Source organism: Candidatus Syntrophosphaera sp., from assembly GCA_019429425.1.
GTDB lineage: Bacteria > Cloacimonadota > Cloacimonadia > Cloacimonadales > Cloacimonadaceae > Syntrophosphaera.
This window is the reverse complement of record JAHYIU010000009.1, coordinates 25,268-44,635: the sequence shown is the minus strand read 5'-3', so window position 1 is coordinate 44,635 and position 19,368 is coordinate 25,268. Positions and strand designations below refer to the sequence as shown.

20 protein-coding genes and 1 riboswitch are annotated in these 19,368 nt (G+C 54.1%); of the genes, 7 read left to right on the top strand and 13 right to left on the bottom strand.

Features of this window, described 5'->3' with window-relative positions; genetic code table 11:
• Nucleotides 1-798: T9SS type A sorting domain-containing protein (locus tag K0B87_02065; GenBank protein MBW6513522.1), on the top strand; the 798-nt coding region annotated here is incomplete at its 5' end.
• A 168-nt stretch (nucleotides 799-966) separates the two neighbouring features.
• Here K0B87_02065 and K0B87_02060 read toward each other — a convergent pair.
• The 4 genes from K0B87_02060 to K0B87_02045 all read right to left on the bottom strand — a co-directional run bounded on the left by K0B87_02060 (nucleotide 967) and on the right by K0B87_02045 (nucleotide 4,328).
• Nucleotides 967-1,182 carry a hypothetical protein gene (locus tag K0B87_02060; GenBank protein ID MBW6513521.1) on the bottom strand — a complete coding sequence of 72 codons (216 nt, stop codon included), beginning with the start codon at nucleotides 1,180-1,182 and terminating at the stop codon, nucleotides 967-969.
• Nucleotides 1,183-1,342: 160 nt separating this feature from the next.
• Entirely contained in the window at nucleotides 1,343-2,167 is an 825-nt protein-coding gene (locus K0B87_02055; GenBank protein MBW6513520.1) for a hypothetical protein, read from the bottom strand.
• Nucleotides 2,168-2,350: 183 nt separating this feature from the next.
• Complete coding sequence (locus K0B87_02050) at nucleotides 2,351-3,820, bottom strand: catalase (GenBank protein MBW6513519.1); 1,470 nt, start codon at nucleotides 3,818-3,820, stop codon at nucleotides 2,351-2,353.
• A 1-nt stretch (nucleotide 3,821) separates the two neighbouring features.
• Complete coding sequence (locus K0B87_02045; GenBank protein MBW6513518.1) at nucleotides 3,822-4,328, bottom strand: transcriptional repressor; 507 nt, start codon at nucleotides 4,326-4,328, stop codon at nucleotides 3,822-3,824.
• A gap of 191 nt (nucleotides 4,329-4,519) precedes the next feature.
• Nucleotides 4,520-4,617: riboswitch (TPP riboswitch) on the top strand.
• A 61-nt stretch (nucleotides 4,618-4,678) separates the two neighbouring features.
• On the opposite strand from K0B87_02045, the gene K0B87_02040 reads away from it, so the two are divergent.
• From K0B87_02040 to K0B87_02020, 5 genes are read left to right on the top strand one after another with little or no spacing between them, the layout of a single operon-like run.
• Nucleotides 4,679-5,464 carry a sulfide-dependent adenosine diphosphate thiazole synthase gene (locus K0B87_02040; protein MBW6513517.1) on the top strand — a complete coding sequence of 262 codons (786 nt, stop codon included), beginning with the start codon at nucleotides 4,679-4,681 and terminating at the stop codon, nucleotides 5,462-5,464.
• Nucleotides 5,457-6,110: a thiamine phosphate synthase gene (gene thiE, locus K0B87_02035; protein ID MBW6513516.1), complete on the top strand. Its 654-nt coding sequence runs from the start codon at nucleotides 5,457-5,459 to the stop codon at nucleotides 6,108-6,110. Before K0B87_02040 ends, thiE begins: the two co-directional genes overlap by 8 nt.
• On the top strand, nucleotides 6,107-7,393 hold the full coding sequence (gene thiC, locus K0B87_02030) for a phosphomethylpyrimidine synthase ThiC (GenBank protein ID MBW6513515.1): 1,287 nt from the start codon (nucleotides 6,107-6,109) through the stop codon (nucleotides 7,391-7,393). Before thiE ends, thiC begins: the two co-directional genes overlap by 4 nt.
• Nucleotides 7,380-8,135: a bifunctional hydroxymethylpyrimidine kinase/phosphomethylpyrimidine kinase gene (locus tag K0B87_02025; protein MBW6513514.1), complete on the top strand. Its 756-nt coding sequence runs from the start codon at nucleotides 7,380-7,382 to the stop codon at nucleotides 8,133-8,135. The genes thiC and K0B87_02025 overlap by 14 nt, the downstream gene beginning before the upstream one ends.
• 40 nt (nucleotides 8,136-8,175) lie before the next feature.
• Entirely contained in the window at nucleotides 8,176-8,706 is a 531-nt protein-coding gene (locus K0B87_02020; protein MBW6513513.1) for an NUDIX hydrolase, read from the top strand.
• 11 nt (nucleotides 8,707-8,717) lie between these two features.
• Here the strand turns inward: K0B87_02020 and K0B87_02015 are convergent, their stop codons facing one another.
• Nucleotides 8,718-10,856, bottom strand: coding sequence for a hypothetical protein (locus tag K0B87_02015; protein ID MBW6513512.1), 2,139 nt, complete (start codon nucleotides 10,854-10,856; stop codon nucleotides 8,718-8,720).
• Between the two features lie 263 nt (nucleotides 10,857-11,119).
• On the opposite strand from K0B87_02015, the gene K0B87_02010 reads away from it, so the two are divergent.
• Complete coding sequence (locus tag K0B87_02010; GenBank protein MBW6513511.1) at nucleotides 11,120-12,094, top strand: sel1 repeat family protein; 975 nt, start codon at nucleotides 11,120-11,122, stop codon at nucleotides 12,092-12,094.
• A 20-nt stretch (nucleotides 12,095-12,114) separates the two neighbouring features.
• On the opposite strand, the gene K0B87_02005 is transcribed toward K0B87_02010, so the two are convergent.
• From K0B87_02005 to K0B87_01970, 8 genes are all read right to left on the bottom strand, one after another.
• Nucleotides 12,115-12,411 (bottom strand): MGMT family protein, encoded by a 297-nt coding sequence (locus K0B87_02005; GenBank protein MBW6513510.1) that lies wholly within the window; start codon nucleotides 12,409-12,411, stop codon nucleotides 12,115-12,117.
• 6 nt (nucleotides 12,412-12,417) lie between these two features.
• Nucleotides 12,418-13,026 (bottom strand): DUF975 family protein, encoded by a 609-nt coding sequence (locus K0B87_02000; protein ID MBW6513509.1) that lies wholly within the window; start codon nucleotides 13,024-13,026, stop codon nucleotides 12,418-12,420.
• 167 nt (nucleotides 13,027-13,193) lie between these two features.
• Complete coding sequence (locus tag K0B87_01995) at nucleotides 13,194-13,895, bottom strand: class I SAM-dependent methyltransferase (GenBank protein ID MBW6513508.1); 702 nt, start codon at nucleotides 13,893-13,895, stop codon at nucleotides 13,194-13,196.
• A 110-nt stretch (nucleotides 13,896-14,005) separates the two neighbouring features.
• The gene (locus K0B87_01990) at nucleotides 14,006-15,322 is read right to left on the bottom strand and encodes a T9SS type A sorting domain-containing protein (GenBank protein ID MBW6513507.1); all 1,317 of its coding nucleotides are present in this window, start codon (nucleotides 15,320-15,322) and stop codon (nucleotides 14,006-14,008) included.
• 864 nt (nucleotides 15,323-16,186) lie between these two features.
• Nucleotides 16,187-17,476: a bifunctional folylpolyglutamate synthase/dihydrofolate synthase gene (locus tag K0B87_01985; GenBank protein ID MBW6513506.1), complete on the bottom strand. Its 1,290-nt coding sequence runs from the start codon at nucleotides 17,474-17,476 to the stop codon at nucleotides 16,187-16,189.
• Nucleotides 17,477-17,611: 135 nt separating this feature from the next.
• Nucleotides 17,612-18,271, bottom strand: a complete 660-nt coding sequence (locus tag K0B87_01980) for a hypothetical protein (GenBank protein ID MBW6513505.1) — start codon at nucleotides 18,269-18,271, stop codon at nucleotides 17,612-17,614.
• A 54-nt stretch (nucleotides 18,272-18,325) separates the two neighbouring features.
• Entirely contained in the window at nucleotides 18,326-18,847 is a 522-nt protein-coding gene (locus K0B87_01975; protein MBW6513504.1) for a transglycosylase SLT domain-containing protein, read from the bottom strand.
• 7 nt (nucleotides 18,848-18,854) lie between these two features.
• Nucleotides 18,855-19,340, bottom strand: a complete 486-nt coding sequence (locus K0B87_01970; GenBank protein MBW6513503.1) for a ferritin family protein — start codon at nucleotides 19,338-19,340, stop codon at nucleotides 18,855-18,857.
• Nucleotides 19,341-19,368: the final 28 nt, after the last annotated feature.

Genomic DNA, 19,368 nt, shown 5'->3' with positions numbered 1-19,368 from the left:
CTAAAGGTCTTTTTTGGGGGGGGGGTAGTCTTTGATAATATATGCGATGCAACTTACGGAGAATTTGACACTTATATTATTCTAAGACTCATCATGGGAGATTTTAACAATGATTCTTTCGATGATTTGGCTTATTTTGAAGGTAATGAATTTTGTATATGTTGGGGATCTGATACTGCTGATCTGGAGTTTGAACTATGGCACACAACACCCCCAACCAATATCCTGTCCACATACTATGCCAGATTCAATAATAGCAGTTACTTGTGTTATGGTGCCCCCCAACTCGAGATTTTCAATTTCTTCCGCTGGGATAATATGGATGGATTAGTATTGGATTATATAATCAATGAAGATTACAACCCTAACGCGTCAACACAATTATCTTACTTCTTGGGGGATGTTAATGGCGACGGACACGGCGAGATCCTTCTCTCAAACCGCACAAGCAGCCCGTTGGTATTCAAAGTGTTCACAACAGAATATAATGGTAATTCCACAGATGATAATGTCATTACCTGTCCTGTGCAGCTTTTTACCTATCCCAATCCTTTTAATCAAAGCCTTTCATTGACTTATGAATTGAAAGAGCCAGGCATGATCGGGATTTCTGTTTTCAACATCAAGGGACAATTAGTAGCAAAGCTTGATGATGGCCAAAGGGGGGCAGGGCAATACTCTGTCAACTGGAATGGTAAAGATAATAGGGGTAATAAGCTACCTTCAGGAGTCTATCTCATTAAGCTAAGACTTGGTGAGAGGATTATAACATGTAAAAAAGTAACGTTATGTTACTGAACAAAAAGGAGGAAAAAATGAGACGCATGATTATCTTTCTTGCTATCTGGGCATTGGGACTACTTCTATCAGCTTAAGGCTCAAGGTGATACCATTACCAAGAAGATGATCATGGTAAAATAGTATCAAATGGCAATAAAAAAGCCCGGGGAAATACCCCGGGCTTTTCTATTGGATAATGGTTCCAATAATTTGATCTATCCGAGCCTGAAGATCTAGGGTTAGCGCTAAAGCTGTAACCATCAGGCAATGATGGATGGGATCGGCAAGGGTTTTGCCCTTTCGGTCTTTAAGGTATTTATGCAGCACCTGATAACCGCCAATGTGATAGTTCCACAACTCCGGGGTGATGCCCTCAAAGTATTTATCTTGGTTGATCTGCACAGTCTGGCCCCCCTTATCATTACGGTGTCAATACGGACTCATTACGGACAAAGTCCGTAATGAGTCCGTATTGACACCGTAATGATAAGGGGGGCGATGGCTGGGCCGATAGATCGATTTGTGCCCGGAAGCCTCATTAAATCAGGCAAAAAGAGGATTTTCAGAAGCGATCGCCAGGTTTTGCGCCTGTCTGCGGATCCGGGGCCTCCATCGCGTTAGAACAGAAATGTTGCCTTGATAAAGGGCAGGGCGACAAAGCTTCCCAAATCGTAGCCCACAGGACGGAATCCGCCCAAGTCCCAACTGATCTTGGCCCCCTTGAAACGCAAACCGAGGCCAAAATCTGTGCGGTATCGCCTTCTCCGGCATACAGATAGAACTCTCCGATGGCGGCCACGCGCTTGGATAGGTCCGCAATACCGCCGAGGCCGAACACAAATCCTCCTTCGAGGATGTCTTCATACTCTCCAAAGGGCTTGCTAACCGAAAAATGCAGGCTGCGGTGGGGATCGCCGATGCTCAGCACATGGCCGATATTGGCAATCCGCACTTCCACATCCGGAGTGAATGACCCGTAAAAGGCGGCCTGGATGCCATCTTTGCGCAAGTAGTTGATCTTGCCCCCGAGGGTGAAGGAGCGGAGCAGGTCAAAAGTGATGGGAAAGACCGTTCCCGCGCTGAGGTGGATGCGGTCCGTGGGGGCATAGGTGTACTGTAGGATCAGCAACTCGAAACTGGTGAGGGCTGAAGTACCCCGGGGCATTGTATAGGCCGTGGGCATCACGAACAGGGCCTGGTCCGCGGATAGATATTGGGGATCGGCTTTGATGCTGTCTGCCTCTCCCTTTTGATACATATTCTGCACATACTCATCATCGCTGTCGATGTTTCCTTCAGCTTCCTGGACATCAGCTGGACCGGACTGAGCTGAAAGGAATGCCAGGCACAGCGTCAGAATGCTCAATACAAGACAGGTTTTAGACATTTGAACCTCCCCACCGGGTCAAGTTTAACCCGATAAGGAAACTCTAATCCCAAAAATACTTATAGCAACCATGATTACGACCAATCAATCCCCTGTTGCAGATCCCGAAACACAATGAAGAAAGGCCGGATGTGGCTTTTAATACCGGATCCGGCCTCGAGTAGGTTCTTAGAAGTTTGGCTGTCAGTCGATCTCCACCTCGCTCATCGGGATGCCGCTGGCTTTGGCGACCCCTTCGCCATAGGCGGGATCAACCTTGTAGCAATTTACTATGTGGCGGATCTTGATCTCCTTGGGCGCGTCGCCCATGTTGCGGGCCGTATTGTCATAGAGGGCCTGTTTCTGCTCCGCGTTCATCAGGTTGAAGAGGTCGCGGGTCTGGCTGTAGTAGTCGTTGTCGTCCGCGTGGAAATCATAGCGGTCAGCATCTCCTTCCAGCGGATAGGGCGGTTCCTTGAAATCGGGCTGGTCCTGCCATTCGCCATAGCTGTTGGGATCGTATCCTGTTGTGCTGCCGTAGTTTCCATCCAGGCGCAGGGCGCCGTCGCGGTGGAAACTATGCGCTTCAACGCGGGGTTTGTTGACAGGGATCTGATGGTGGTTGACTCCCAGGCGGTAGCGCTGCGCGTCGCCATAGGAGAAAAGGCGCGCCTGCAGCATGCGGTCTGGCGAATAGCCGATGCCGGGAACGATGTTGGCAGGGGTGAAAGCAGCCTGTTCCACATCCTGGAAGTAGTTCTCCGGATTGCGGTTAAGCTCCAGCACGCCGACCTCGATCAGGGGCCATTTCTTCTTGGTCCAGATCTTGGTAACGTCGAACGGATTGTAGGGCAGCTGTTTGGCCTCTTCCTCCGTCATTACCTGGATGGACAGGGTCCAGCGGGGAAAATCGCCTTTCTCGATGCTGTCGAAGAGATCGCGCTGATGGCTTTCGCGGTCTTTGCCAACCAGGGCCTCAGCTTCGGCGTCGGTGAGGTTTTTTATGCCCTGCTGGGTTTTGAAGTGGAATTTGACCCACACCCTGTGGTTTTCCTTGTCATACATGGCGAATGTGTGGCAGCCGTAACCGTTCATGTGCCTGTAGGACAAGGGTATGCCACGATCGCTCATCGTGATGGTGACCTGGTGGATCGCCTCGGGCAGGGAACTCCAGAAGTCCCAGTTGTTCCTGGCACTGCGCAGGTTGGTCTTGGGATCGCGCTTAACGGCGTGGTTCAATCCGGGAAACCTCAGCGGGTCGCGGAAAAAGAACACCGGAGTGTTGTTGCCCACGATGTCCCAGTTCCCTTCCTCGGTGTAAAACTTGACGGCAAAGCCGCGGATGTCGCGTTCCGCGTCGGCGGCGCCGCGTTCTCCGGCCACTGTGGAAAAGCGTACGAACAGTTCTGTCTTTTTTCCGATCTCGGAAAAGATCTTCGCTTTGGTGTATTTGCTGATGTCATGGGTGACGGTGAAGGTCCCGAAAGCGCCGGAGCCTTTCGCGTGCATGCGGCGTTCGGGAATGACCTCACGGTCGAAATGGGCCAGCTTTTCCACCAGCCATACGTCTTCCATCAAGAGCGGGCCGCGCTTTCCGGCAGTCTTGATGTCGTTGTTGTCCGCCACCGGGGCACCGGACACATGGGTGAGTTTTTTCTTCTTCGTGTCGTCCATGTTATGCTCCTTGTCTGGTTTTTGGTTGTTTATGTTTTGTTTGTCTGGATTTAGGGTCTGAGTTTTCCTGTTTTAGGCAGTCCGTGCAGATGCCCCGGACCTCCACATGCAGCGATTCCGCGCGGCCGAGGTCCAATGCTTGGGGCGGGAAGGATAGCGCGTCGAGTTCCGCGTTGGTGAAATCGCGCACCGCCCCGCAGCTCAGGCAGGTGAAATGATGGTGCTGATCGAGGTTGGCATCGAACCGCGCGTGTTCCCGCCAGGGATCGACGGTGCTGATCAAACCGAGATCGGCCAGCAGCCGGAGAGTGCGGTACACCGTGTCCAGAGAGATCATGGGAAAGCTGCGGCTCAGTTTGCGATGTATTTCCTCCGCGCCGGGATGTTCCTCACTGCCGGCCAGGATCTTAAATATCGCCAGGCGCTGGGGTGTGAGGCGTATTCCAGCACTTTTTGCAGCCTCTTTGAGTTGGTTAATGCGTTGATGCAAAACATGTTGGTTAATCATGGCAAATCCTATGTGATAATCATTATTATATAGGAAATACTAATGCATAGCGTCCCAGTGGCAAGAGTTTTTGGGCTGGAACCGTTCAGGCATTAACTGCAGCATGTCAGAAGACCGCAGGGCCTCGTTCAGTACTTTCATTCCCCCGGTCATTTTTCCGGTTGACAGGAAACTGGCCGGGTTAAAAATTGACCTTCATACAGGGGTGCTGGAGATGATCCGGCTGAGAAAATACCCTTCGAACCTGATCCGGATAATGCCGGCGTAGGAAAGCAAACAAGCTCGCGACCGACCTCTCTTCGAAGGAACTATCAATCTCACCCCCCTGAAAAGAATAAAGGGGTGATATCATGGAACACCAGATTTCCAGTGCCATCGCCAAGGGATGGTTTGACAAACTCGAAAGGCATCTTGCCTGCGACGTAGTGATCGTGGGAGCCGGACCCTCGGGACTGGTTTGCGCTTCCGAACTAGCCTCATCAGGAATCAACACCACCGTTATCGAAAGGAAACTCGCTCCGGGCGGAGGAATGTGGGGCGGAGCGATGTTCTTCAACCAGATCGTGATACCCTCCAAGGCCCTGCCGATCCTGGATCGGTATGGGATACGGCATCATGAGGCGGAAAACGGCCTCCACCTAGCGGACGCGGTTGAGGCAACCTCCGCTTTGATCTATAGGGCCGCTTCAGCCGGGGCCGCGATATTCACCGGGATTACTGCAGAAGACATCATAGTGGAGCAGAACCGCATCACGGGGGTGGTGATCAACTGGACCGCGGTAGCCAAAAACAAGATGCATGTGGATCCTCTGACCATTTCCGCCCAGGTCGTACTTGACGCGACCGGGCATTCCTGCGAGGTTGTGAGCATCCTCACCCAGAAAAACCACGTGGAACTGGAATATCCCTCTCGTTCGGTGGTCTACGAACGCTCGCTGAACGCGTCAGCCGGTGAACGGGCTTGCGTTGAATTCACCGGCCAGGTCTATCCGGGGCTCTTTGTCTGCGGCATGGCGGCCTGTGGGGTGAGCGGCAGCAACCGCATGGGGCCTATCTTTGGAGGCATGCTCCTATCCGGTATCAAGGCTGCGGAACTGATCCGCGGAAAGCTGCCCGAGGGGGAATCCCATGCGTGATTTCGGCCTCTATATCGTTGTCACCCAGCCTGTTATCGGCCATCTTCGTTTTACGGAGACCTGTGTCAAGGAGGAGGTCCCGATCCTGCAACTGAGGGAAAAGGACATGCCGGACCGGGAATTTCTGAAACTGGCACGCGGCATGAGAGAGATCATCCGCGGTTCCGGGACCTTGTTTTTCGTCAACGACAGGCCGGATATCGCCTTGCTGTCAGGGGCCGACGGTTTACACCTGGGACCTGAGGACCTGCCCTGGCAGGAAGTGGCAAAACTGATCAAGCCGGGTATGCTGCTCGGAGTATCCACTCACAGCCTGGAGCAGGCAAATCAACTGATGGCAGAGCGCCAGGCAGCAGCGGAAGGATTCAATCCCGACTACATGAGCTTCGGGCCGATCTTCTCCACCCCCGCCAAAGCTAAACCCGATCCCCCCGTGGGGACAGATAAGTTGGCTGAAGTTATTGCCCAGGCATCACTTCCCGTGGTCGCCATCGGTGGGATATTTCCAGAAAACCTTGGGGAAGTATTATCCTCCGGAGCCCGCAATATCTCTATGATTAGGCAATTTTCCCTTTGCCGGGACGAGGCTGAACTGGTGGACAATATCCGCATCATTAAAAGCATTCTGAAGGAGAACATATCATGACTCAGCTACAATCAGCCCAGGCAGGGGTCATAACGCCTCAACTGCTCGAGGTCGCCAGCCAGGAAAGCATCCAGGCAGAGAAATTGCTCGAACTGGTGGCCGCGGGAAAGGTGGTCATACCCTGCAATGTGAAACACAACCCACGTCCGACCGGGATCGGAAAACACCTTTCCACCAAGGTCAATGCCAATATCGGCACATCGGAACTGGACTGCGATTTCGGCAAAGAACTGGCCAAACTCAAGGCCGCGGAAAAATACGGAGCCCACAGCGTGATGGACCTTTCCACTGGTGGGGATCTGAATCGCATCCGCCGGGCCATGCTGGGGGAAACGGACCTGATCCTCGGCACGGTGCCCATCTACGCCGTCGCGACTGAACTGCAAAGGAAAAAGCTGGACATTACCAGCTTCGAGCCGGAAATGCTTTTTACTGAGATCGAACGCCAGGCCGAGCAGGGAGTTGATTTCATGACCGTTCACGCGGGAATCACCCAATGGTCCCTAAAACCTCATCTGAAAGGTAAAAGACTCCTGGGGATCGTGAGCCGGGGCGGCTCGCTCCTGAAAAGATGGATGCTCCATTCAGGCCAGGAAAATCCTCTCTATGAACAATATGACAGGCTTTTGGACATCTGCGCCAGATACGATGTCACGCTCAGCCTGGGAGACGGATTCCGCCCCGGGGCGATCGGCGATGCCACCGATCCCACCCAGATCTCGGAATTGCTGGTTCTGGGTGAATTGGTCGAACGCGCCTGGCAGCAAGGCGTCCAGGTGATGGTGGAGGGACCGGGGCACGTCCCGCTCAGGGATATCAAAGCCAATGTGGTCTTGGAAAAAAGGCTTTGCCGGGAGGCACCGTTCTACGTGCTGGGACCGCTCCCAACAGATTTTGCCTCCGGCTATGACCACATCAGCGGCGCGATCGGAGGTGCCATCGCGGCCTCGGCCGGCGCGGATTTCCTCTGCTACGTGACTCCCGCGGAACACCTCTGCCTCCCCGATCTGGAGGATGTCAAACAGGGTGTCATCGCCTCCCGCATCGCCGCCCATATCGCAGACATTGCCAAAGGCTGTCCCGGGGCCAAAGTGATCGATGACAGGATCGCCCAAGCCCGCAGGGACATGAACTGGAGCGAGGTTTTCCGGCTTAGCGTCGATCCGGAATTCGCACGGCAGCGCAAGGAAAGCACCTCATCCCAGGCAAACGATCATTGCAGCATGTGCGGTCTGCTGTGCGCGATCAGGACTGACCGGGAAAATCCCTGTGCGACCGAGTGAAATCCTGGCCATTTCCGCTCTGGACAGCTCCGGCGGGGCCGGGCTCAATCAGGATATCTGGGTTTGTTGCCTGTTCGGAAAGCAACTCCAGACATGTCTGACAGGGGTCACGATCCAGACCCCTGCAGGCGTAGTGGCCATCCATCCAGTCTGTGATACCCTTCTAAGTTCACAGATCGAGGGTGTCCTGAAAGATTCGGAATTTCGCCTGGTCAAGATCGGAGCTCTGTGCTCACCCACCCAGGTGGATGTTTTCCTCAAACTATTGCAGCGACCGAGGCCTTTCAAGGTCATCCTCGATCCGGTCCTTAAACCGAGCAGGGGATTGGAATTCATGGCAGACATAGATCTGGGGCGGTATATGAATCTGCTTGAGATAACTGATTTCATCTGTCCCAATCTAATCGAATTGGAAGCTCTCACTTCTACACGGCTGGACAACTTCAAATCAGCACTGAAGGCGGCGCGAAAACTGGCCATGGATGTTGGAATCAATGTTCTGCTCAAAGGTGGCCATGGAAAAGGCGAACCGATCAAGGAAGCCTTTGTCACTGCCGATAAAGTGGTCCTATCCACCCATCCCAGGCGGCCCTGGAAATACAGCCATGGCACGGGCTGCGCCTTTGCCTCCGCGTTCATGTGCTATCTGAGCGAAAATGTCCCTCCGGAAGAGGCTTTCCGGCTTGCCTCGCAATGGGTTGTGGATTTCTATGACCGCCTTAATGGTCTGCCGGAGATCTAAATGATTTGACAAATTTCTACCCGCGCCGAACTGTCAATTTATGGACAAACGCAAGATAAACTACTCGAATGTAAGGTTTTGCCTGCGCTGCGGCGGGCCCATGCAGATCAGAGCAGACCGCGAAGGCAAGATTCGCCCCGTCTGTCAGGCCTGCGGCTGGGTCTATTACAAGAATCCCATCCCAGCAGTGGCGGTTCTGGTCTTAAATGAACAAAACGAACTGCTGCTGGTGAAGCGCTTGTTTGAACCGAACGCGGGAGAATGGGCCCTGCCCAGCGGCTATATGGAGATCAATCTGAGCCCACAGGAGAACGCGATCGAGGAGATGCGCGAGGAAACAGGGCTGGAGGGTGAGGTCGACCACTTCATAGATTGGTACTTTGGCTACAGTCCGATCTATGAACGCGTGCTGAGCCTGGGTTTCAGGATGCGGATAAGAGGAGGAAAACTCCAGGCTGGGGATGACGCTTCGGAGGCAAAGTTCTTTCCTTTGGAAACACTACCGCGGGTCTGCTTTGCAGCGCACCGCAAGTTCATTCATCTGGAAACAGGGTTGGAACTGGAGTTTTAGCCCGTCCTTAATCACTTGCAGCACAGTGTCTTGAGCCAGCCCGTCCGACCGCTGGTGCTTACTTTCCAGAGCCAGACTCCGTTGGGCAAATCCGGGACTGCCAAAGAGTTTAGGTCGAGCACTATCTCTGGCCGCGCGGGGAAGTTCCATTCACCCACTTTCTGGCCCCGGAGGTTGAACAGGGTGATCTCTATACTGCCTTTGGGTTCGTCAATGCCGAAGCAGATCCGGTCAGTAAAGGGATTGGGCCAGGTCCGGACAAAACTGGGAACTGGGATTTGGAATTCTTCCTGCAGGGAAACCTGGCCGCCCGTGTAAACACTGATCCCGTCGTAATAATGGCCGATCCAAAGGCGGTTTGTGGCATCCACACACACATGTTTGCAGATATTGCTGGCCAGGCCGGAATTCTGCGAGCCGAAGACTGTCCAGGCTCCATCAGCATATCTGGCCAGTCCGCCATATTGGGTGGAGACCCACAAAGCACCCTCCAGTCCTGCGGCGAGGCCTGTGACGACATCATGCGGAAGGCTTGAATTATCCGTGTTGTAGACGGTCCACTCGTTTCCCGAGAGACAGGCCAAACCCTGACTGGTGCTGATCCAGTGGGCTCCGTTCAGATAGACCACTTCCGTGACCGCGTTCGAGGGTAGGCCGGAATTGCTGGTGTCATAAAGCGTCCAATTATCACCGGCGATCCTCACCAAACCCGATTCCGAGGCGGTATTGTAGGCTCCGACCCAAACCTGATCGAGTTCGTCCACACTCAGCGAGAGCAGGTAATTGGAGGGCAAAATGGAATTTGAGGTGTCCCAGGAAGTCCAGGTACCCCCATCCAGGCGGAACAATCCGTTGCGCTGGGTGGCGAGCCAAACCCGGTTCTGCGAATCGACTCCCACCGCGGCGGTCAGGTTGTTGGGCAGAGGTGAGTTGTCGGATGTGAATTGGGTGAATTCGTTGCCGTCATACTTGATCAGGCCGTCATAACGGGTTGCCAGCCAGAGGTTTCCACTCTGGTCCAAGGCCATATCCCAGATCTGATGGTAGGTCCCTGGAGTTTCCAAATAGCTCCAGTTTTCCCCGTCAAAGCGGTATAATCCGGCAAATCCGCCGATCCACTGGACTCCGTCGGCAGACTCGACCTGGCAGTACAAGGGGCTTGAAGGGAGGTTGCTATTGGAGGTGTTGATCACCTGCAAAACCCCACCCTGCAAGCGGTTCAGGCCCATGCTGCCGGGGAACCAGCTGGTGCTTTCGTCATCGAAGAAGATCTGATACACCGCGTTGGCGAGCATAGCGGAGTTTCCCGTGTTGTAATAATCCCAGTTCTGGCCGTCGAAGACGTTTAGGGCAGAATTGGTGCCGATCCAGACGCTGCCGTCCGGATGCAAGGCCAGGCTGTAAATGTCGGATCCCAGCAAGGGGGAATTGTTTGGGTGGTAATAGGTCCAGGTAGCATCGTCATAATAGTAAGCCCCAGCCGAGAAGGTGCCGATCCAGAGATGGTTGGCGGCGTCGAAGGCAATGGCGTTGACGGCGGTCCCGGGCAGGGCGGATTGGGGATGGTGGTAATAAGCACAGTCGTCCCCATCCCGGCAGACCAGCATTCCTGAAAGCGAAACCCAGTCGTAGGTGCTGAACCAGACCCGGCCAATGTTGTCCAGAGTCACGGATTCCGCATTGGGGGTGGTATTGGAGGTGTAATCCGTGTATTGGGTAAAGCTGGTTCCGTCAAAATGGACCAGGCCGCCCGCGTCGGTACCCAGCCAGATGTCATCGGCACCAGCGATGGCGAGGGAATTGATGGAGTTGTACATAAAGCCCAGGGGAAAGGACTGCCAGGTTTGGCCGTCGTATTTCCAGAGGGAAGTGTATTGTCCCCAGATCCAGATATTGCCAGCGGGATCGGCCTTCAGACCTCGGACATTGTTGAAGGGCAGGCCGGAATTCGCGTGGTTGAGATGGGTGAGACCCATAGTGTGGCGGTCGATCCGGACCAAACCTCCGCTGGTGGCGCACCAAAGCTGGTCTCCAACGCTGTCCACCGTGCGGGAAACTCGGCCGGGGGTGTAGTTCAACCAATCGGCGTATTGGGCGGACAGAGTGCAATAAGCTAGGAATAGCAAACAGAACAATGCTTCATTGCGCATCAAAGGTTCTCCTTCCGCGGCCCCATGAAAGGGCTGCCAGTCACTGTTAACCTATTTACCCCCCCCCGTTTTATGTCAAGCTATTCCCACACAAACTTGAGCGCGCCAGACAAGATTTCTTAGCCGAAGTTGCCCTAAATGAGACGATCAGTGCTTTTCCGCCAAGGTATACGAATACCAGGGTCTATTTTTCAAAACTTCCTTTTCTTTAGCTGGCATTTGATTATTATATATACAGCACCATTATAATGGGGAGGTGTAACATGCATTATATCATTCTATTAATGCTGTTTATTGTAAGCATGGAAATGCTGATGGGAGAACAGGTCTTCAACCGCGCCCTGATGCAGAAGGCAAAAAGCAACGACGCCGAGGCCCAGTACAATCTGGCGATGTGCTATGACACGGGATTGGGGGTTGGCAAGAGCAAGAAGGAAGCGCTCAAGTGGCTCCTTCTTTCCGCGGAAAAAAGGTATCCCCGGGCCCAGTACAACCTGGGATTGTTCTATTATCATGGTGACGGTGTCGAGCAGGACTATACCACGGCAGTGAAGTGGTTCAACTCCGCGGCGATTCAGGGAATGCCTGAAGCCCAGTACAGCCTGGGATTGTGTTATGCCCTGGGACAGGGCGTAGAGCAGGATTGTGGGATCGCCGTGCAGTGGTTCCGCCGTTCCGCGGAGCAGGGCTACACCAAGGCGCAGTACTGTTTGGGATGCTGCTACGACTTTGGCGAGGGGGTGGAGATCAACAAGGAGGAATCTGTCCGCTGGTACCGCCGCGCCGCCCAAGCCGGATACGCCAAGGCGCAGTACAGCTTGGCCTGCTGCTATGACTTTGGCGACGGAATGCCGCAGAACATTGAGGAAGCCTGTCGCTGGTACAGATCAGCCGCGGAGCAGGGCCACGCCGGAGCTCAATTCAACCTGGGAACCATCTACTACAACGGAGACGGGATGGAACGCGATCCTGCCGAAGCAGCGAAATGGTACCGGATGTCCGCGGAACAGGGTTTTGCCGATGCCCAGTACGTGCTCGGGAATTGCTACAACAATGGAGACGGCGTGGAACGCGACGATGCCGAGGCGATCTTCTGGTGGAAACTGGCCACCGCCAATGGACACGAATCCGCGGGCCACGCCTACGAAAAACTTAGCCGGGAACTCACAGAGGAAGAACTGGACCAGCTTCAGGCCAAAGCGGACAAATGGCAGGCCACTCATATGAGCCTGGATTAGGAGCGGACGGAAAGAAAGGATCAGACTCCGCAGCGCTCCAGATCCACCACCCGGGGTGACTTGAACCAAACTCCTTCCTGGAGGAGGAGTTCCTTTTGCAGCCTGCCGCCGGATTCGTCTGACAGGGCTATTTCGCCTGAGGAGCGCACGATCCGCCACCAGGGCAGGCCGTACTTTTCCGAGCAGCTGTGGAGTATCCGCGCCACCTGCCTTGCCCCGTTGGGGATCCCGGCCACTGCGGCGATCCTGGCATAGGTGGAAACCTGTCCTGACGGAACCGATTTCACCGCCTGGATGATGGCTGCGGTGCTGTTCATACGGGCCTAACTTGCGGGGATCGCCTCCTCGCCAAAGCTTTGCGCGGCCTCGCCTTTGATGCGCTGATAGAAGATCGCGCTGGCCATGGTGCAATAGGATGAAAGCAGCAGGAATCCCAGCCCGAAGGTGAGGACGCTGATCAGGAACCAGCCGATAAAGGAAAGCATCAGCATGAAATACTCGGTCTTATGCCCCTCCATCAGCTGCTTGCTTTTGCGCAGTGCATCCTGGGCCTCGATATTGGGGTCTTCCGCCATGATGAAAAAGGTCATGGAATAGCCGATGGCGGCGATGATCCCAGGCACGATCAGCAGCAGGCTCCACAAGAAGATGTATAATGACATTAGCAAATAGGCAACCAGGGTGCGGATGAAATCCTTGAACCCGTCGAACATCTCCTCCACCCGGAAATCCCCGCGGCGATAGAGTTTCAGGAAGATGGCGGAGATAGCCAGAGTGAACGGGCCTCCCGCGATCAGAGGCGCAATTCCGCCAATTCCCGTCATCCCCAAAATTGAATAGATCCCATACAAGATCAGCCAGATCAGGGCCAGATTCCACCATTTGTCTTTTAACAGTTCTCTCGCCTCCCGGCGAATTTCCTCATTGTTCATACTTCCTCCTCAGGAGTTTTTATTCTTTTTGCTGGGTTAACTTATGAGGATGCATCAATTTTCCAGTCGCCGCATCAGGGCATATCTTGTCTCAATTGTTGAATGGATACATTTTCACCGCAAGGCAGCCTGTCAAGAATAAACTGCCGCAAGGCAGGAGAATTCCATCACAGAGAGCAAAGAATTGCCAGATAGTTGTATTTGTCGCCGGTAATCCCGCAAATCCGGTCGCTGCCGCGCCAGAGCGGAAAAGGCAGCTGGCGGGTCAGCCGGTCCAGACGCAGATGGGACTGGAGTTTATGGGCAAAAAGTTCCGCCCGGAGCACTTTCATTCCGTTCTGGAGCACCAGGGCGGCCAGGGATTCCCGGTCGAAGCTGTGCAGATGGGCGTTGTGGGGAGTTTTTTGGTTGCAATGGATGCAGAGCGAATAGCGGATCTGTTCCTTGTAGGGAACCGTGAGCAGCAGCCTGCCGCCTGGTTTGAGCAGGTTTTTCCAGGCAGCCAAAGCGCGACCGGGATCGACCAAATGCTCCAATACTTCCAGTGCCACAACGAGGTCAAACTTTCCCTCGATGGCAGGGGGTTCCAAAGCGTCCGCCAGCCAGGTCTGGATCCGCCCGTCACTTTGTTTGATCCGGGCCAGATTCGCCTCGCTGAGGTCCATGGCGGTCACTTCCACGTCCCGGGAAGCTGCTTGCAAACTGAACCAGCCGTTTCCGCTGCCCACGTCCAAAACCCTCTCCCCTGGCTGGATCCGGGCCAAACGTAGGGTCATCCTGTCGCGTATGGCCTCGGTGGGGGTGAAATGGTAATCGGCCCAATAGTCAAATGTTTCCGCGTCAACGCGATAGTGTTCTTTATAATTCATCAAACCTCGCAAGCCCGCTTTCCGGGGACTTCAAAGCCCCGCGGTTTCAGGCCGGGCCTGATTAAATTATAAGCGGAAATACCGCCGGCGGTAACGTTTTCTTCCAGTCTCTATTTGAGCTTGAGGCACTTCGCGGTCTGGAAGTCCCGGCCGGAGCTGGCTTTGACGAGATAGATCCCCGCTCCAGCCTCATTACCGGCAGCGTCCAATCCGTCCCATTCCGTGGTTTGGCAGCCGGCGCAATTCCATTCCCGGATCTTTTGGCCTTTAAGGTTGTAGATCTGCACCCTGACAGGATCCTGCCCCTGGCTCCGCAGGCTGATGTTCAGCTTTCCGGAGAAGGGCGTCGGATACAGCCGCAGGGCCATTTCACCGGGTCCGGGAAGCACCGGATCCGCATTGGCCACATCCACAAAAGTCCATTCATACTGGTCCATCATGGTATTCACCCAGTTGCCGTTGTCCCATTCCCAGGTGAATTCCTGAAAGATCTCTTCAAAATAATAGTATAAATTAGTGAAACGCACGACCTCGACCCAATGATCCAAGTCCCACCAGGACAAGGTTTGCATGCTACAGAGGTCTTCTGCATTGTAGCTGTATTCATTACGTTCATTTTCCATCCAGCCCAGCCGCATCCAGTTGTATTCGGTCTCCTCCAGCGGCTTGGACGGATCGAGCATGTCCACGTCCTCGAAAGCGAACATCAGCGGCAGATATTGGGATATGTGGTGGATGAAAGTCAGGTTCGTGGAGGTGTCCGAGGAATGATAGCTCCGGACAAGCCGGTAATCGTTGATCCAACTGGTGGAATCCGCGGAAACCTGATCGATCTCCTCGATGATCCTGCCCTGGGTGTCGAACAGCATGTTTATCTTGCTGTAGGAATCGACCCCAGAACTACTATCCCAGCTCCAGGTATAGATGTTTTCGATCTGCGGGCCGTCATAGAGGACGTGAAAACGCGTTGAGGGTGACCACGTTTGGTCCACAAAGCTGAAGAAGTCCACATACATGTGGGTCAGCCAGTCCTGGTTGTTGTAGGTACTCGTAATGCGGACTCCGGGCACATACATATACCCTGTGTTATAGTACATGATGCCCTGCACGATGCGGCCCTGGGCGTTGTACTGATAACGGTTCACGGCCAGCTTGACCCATTCCTCCGCGCTGCTGTCGTATTCGAAGATCGAGATCGAATCCGGCATCGTCAGTTGGGTCCCGTAATCAAGCACGATCCGCATATAGGGATCATAAACGCTGCCGTAAACGTCGTTGGATGTGATCTGGGTTGGCACCCACATCCCGCGGCTGTCAGAAATAAAAGCCCTGGCCAGCTTGCTGGAGATGGCGGAGAGATCGAGATCCGCTCCCCATATGGCCAGCGGGAGCAGGATCAACAAAGAAAGGACCATGATCTTTTTCATAATATGCTCCTTTGTAATTGGCGACATTATTTACATATGCCAGTCCTCATGTCAAGGAATATTTTCACACCCGCCCCGGAGATTTTTACCCTTTCTGTCCTGCTCAAAGCCTGTTTTCGCCTCCATCTCTCTATAGTTATACCTAACATATATTTATGCCACTATTCGCCCTGCTTTCCCCCTTCCCGCCCCCCTTATCAATACGGTGTCAATACGGACTCATTACGGACAAAGTCCGTAGTGAGTCCGTATTGATAGCGTATTGATAAGGGGAGCCAAATGATCATTTTTTAGTGGGAATTGTATAGAGATTAGGAATTTTCAGATTTCTTTCAAAGTAAGTAGGTAAGCCCCGAAGGGAGCGACAGGTTATTGCGGTGGGTGCGGAACAATCGCTGTTGGTGCAACTACCTGGCTAAGATCCGTCGCCCTCCAGACTCAGGCAGTTGACAAACCCCGCCGCAGGTGGGGTGAAGGAACATAGGCGGTGGCTTTAGCCATCGCATTTTTAAGACCGACATGGCTGGAAAAACAGCCCCGCCCCTCCCCAAACACAGATCATATCTGTGTTTGGGGAGGGGCGGGGAATTACTGATAGAGACATTCAAACCCCGCAAATACCCGGGATAAATCCCCCCGCCTATTGTCCTGAACCGGTTAAAAACCGGTTTGTTAACAGACTGCGCCCTAAGGGTTTATCCGATGAAATGAGCTTGAGTAAGTATCAACGTTCGTGCACAAATAGGAGTCCCGGAGGGTGAGACAGAATAATCAGTCTCTGGCATGTTGCTGTGTCGCGCCCTCCGGGACTTAAAAAAGACCGGATGTCCGGTCCGAGGTGAAAACAAGACCTGCCAGGCAAGCTTATGGCTTGGAAGGATCAGGCTTGAAGCTGTTGAGGACCTCACCCACGGTATAGAGCGAACCGCCGCAGACGAGGATGTCCCGCTGCCCAAGCTCGCTGCGCGCGATCTGAAAGGCCTCCGCGACCGATCCCGCCGTAACGTAGGGCACGCCGTGCTTTTTGATCTGGGCGACCTGCTCTTCCAGGCTGGCGGCGCGGTCGGAGGTGTTTTGGGCCACGTAGACCCTTTCCGCTTTGCCGCAGAAAATTGCGATCATTTCTTTGTAATTCTTGTCTGCCAGGATGGAGATGAGGAAGCGGAAACGGCGGCTGGGATATAGTTTATGCAGGGTGGCCAGCAATGCTTGCACGCCCTGGACGTTGTGCGCGCCGTCGGCAATGATGAGCGGCTCAGAGCTCAAAACCTGCATCCTGCCTCGCCATTTGACATTCAAGAGAGCTTGTCTTATCTTGCGCGCCGAGACCTGCAGCCCGCGCCTTTTCGCGTGGAGCAGAAAGGCGGTGAGGGCCACGGCGACATTGGCGGCCTGGTGTTCGCCGATCAGGTTGGTGCGCAGGTTTTTATAGACGTGGCGCCCGAAACTGTAATCCAGCTCCAGACCTGTGATCCGCCTGGCCGCGATGCGCGCGTTAAAGTCTTTTCCGATGGCATAAAGAGGGGCCTGCAGTTCCCGGGCCCTGGCCATGATGACCTTTCGGGGGCCGGGTTCGATCCTGCCCAGCACGAGAGGTATCCCCGGCTTGGTGATGCCGGCTTTTTCAGCCGCGATCAGTTCCAGGGTGCCGCCCAGGGTCTTGACGTGGTCCAGGCCGATGGTGGTGATGGCGCAAACATCAGGATTGAAGAGGTTTGTGGCGTCGAGCCGGCCCCCCAGCCCAACCTCGATCACAGCGGTTTGGACCTGTTCCTCCTTGAACAATTGGAACGCGATGGCGGTGGTGATCTCAAAGAACGAGGCGTCCCACTTTTCAAACAGCTGCTCATAACGGTGAAAGGTCTCAAGGATCCGCTCGAAAGGCAGTTCCTGGCCATCGAGCCGGAAACGTTCCGTGTAATCGATCAGGTGGGGCGAGGTGTTCAGGCCGGTGTGCCATCCATGCGCCAGGCAGAGGGCCTCGAGGGTGGCGCAAACGCTTCCCTTGCCGTTGGTTCCGGCGATGTGGAATCCGCGCAGGGAGTTTTGGGGATCGCCCATCTCCTCAAGCAGGTTTCGCATCCGGTCCAGCTCGAGTTTCACGTTGCCGGAGTATTTGCGGTAGATGTGGTCCAGAAATTCCTGATATTGCATGCTGATCCTTGTTCGCGCTTATTTATCCGCGGTTCGCGGGCAGAGAAAAACCCCGCAAGAACGATGGCTTTTTGGCCAAGGTACCCTCAAGGCGCCATACCGTGCTTGCAGGGGTTTTTTAAAGACCGCGGGGTTTTAGAAGAATTCGTCTTCGGTGACCGGAGTTTCGCCGGTGACCTCGATCCTCATGCTCTTGTAGGCAGGATCGTCCATGCAGGCCTGAAATTCGGTCAGGGTGTTGTTCTTCCAGTAATCAAAATACTTCTGCATGAGCTCGGCTTTGAGCCGGGCGTTGTTTTTGGTGTTTTGGTCGATCTTGCCCAGGTCGTTGATCATCACGTTTTGCAGTTTGGAGATGCTCATGTTGTCATAGAAAGCCTTGTCCAGGATGTGTTTGGAAAACTGGCCGAGGTTCGGGCAGAGGGTCAGGATGCCGTTGTAATGCCGGGTTTCGCCCTCCATCACTTCGGTGACGTGCTTGCCGAAAACCTGGTAAGCGTCTTTGCTGCCTTGGGATTCGGGGCAGTATTTTTCCTCGGGAAGGTAGTAGGCCTTGCTGTCCGGTTTTCTGGAATTGCGCAGGACGTCCAGGTCCCCGGAGAAATCGGCCTGGCTGTCCAGCATATAGTCGTTTGCGGCCACCCAAATGTTTTTCATATTGGTGGTGCAGTCGTCCACGTTCTTTTCCGGATCGAGGTTAAACCTGCCGGAAAGGGCCAGGATGAAGATCAGGGCCAAGGCCAGGATGACGCTCACCACCCAGAAAAGTGTATTTCCCTGTTGTTTCTGCAACATGAGTAACTCCTGAAAGCTTAATGTTATCTAACTATTTCACGGTCTTGATTCCCGTCAAGCCTTTTTTGCGGCAGGCAGGATTTTATTGATGAAATGGTAGGTTTCCGGAACGTCGGAAAAGCGCTCGCGGTAATCCGCTTCCGGATCGATCTCGATGCCGCGCATGGCCCTGGCGACGTTGTTTTCGCCCCAATTGTAGGCTGCCAGGACCAGGCTCCAGTTGTCCGAGAATTGCTTTTGCAGATAGCGCAGATAACGGGCGGACATCCGCAGATTGTAGAAAGGCACGAAGAGCATGCCCCGCCTGTGTTTCACGTGGATGTATTGCGCGGTGGATTCCTTCACCTGGCCGAGCCCGATCGCGGCAGAAGGGGAAACGGCAAAGCTGCGGAAACGGCTTTCGGCATTGATCAGACGGTAGAAAATGCCGGGATCGAGTCCGTACCAGACCGCCACTCCGACCGTCATCAGCCGCACCGAGACGGGGTTGTAGACCAGGATCAGAAGCGCCAAAAGCAGGATCAGGGGAAGGTAGAATATCCTCCTGGCCCTGCCTTTGGATTTACGCGCGGGCATTTCGGGCTTAGGAAATGCTCTTCTTGTAATCGTTGAGTTTCAGGACGTGGGACACTTCCTCATTGATGATGCGCCTCAGGACTAGCAAGGCCCGGGGATTATTGATGCTGTCGCTGATGGCGTGGAAATAGAGCAGTGTGTCCTTTTCGAAGCTGATGGCCATGTCCAAAAGGCCGAAAATGTCCTTGGCCTCGGTGGCCTTGCGGATGGCGGAATCCTCGTCGTTGAAGATCCGGCTGTCCACGATCGTCTTCAGATATGCGGCCACCATCTCCCAATCTTGGGAAAGCTCGAGATTCTGCATGTCCGCGTCGTCCCTCAGGCTCAGAAAGGTCTTTTCGTGATTCAGTTCGGCGTCGCGCAAGTTTATCATCAAATCGCGGCTGGCGGGATCGAGGTCCGCCCTCTTGGTGGCTTCATGGTAATAGGCATAGCCGTTGCGCTCAATCTGCACGGCCATTTCAATGATCTCGTTAATTGAATATGCTGGCATTATTTCCTCCAGATTAGTTTGAATTTTT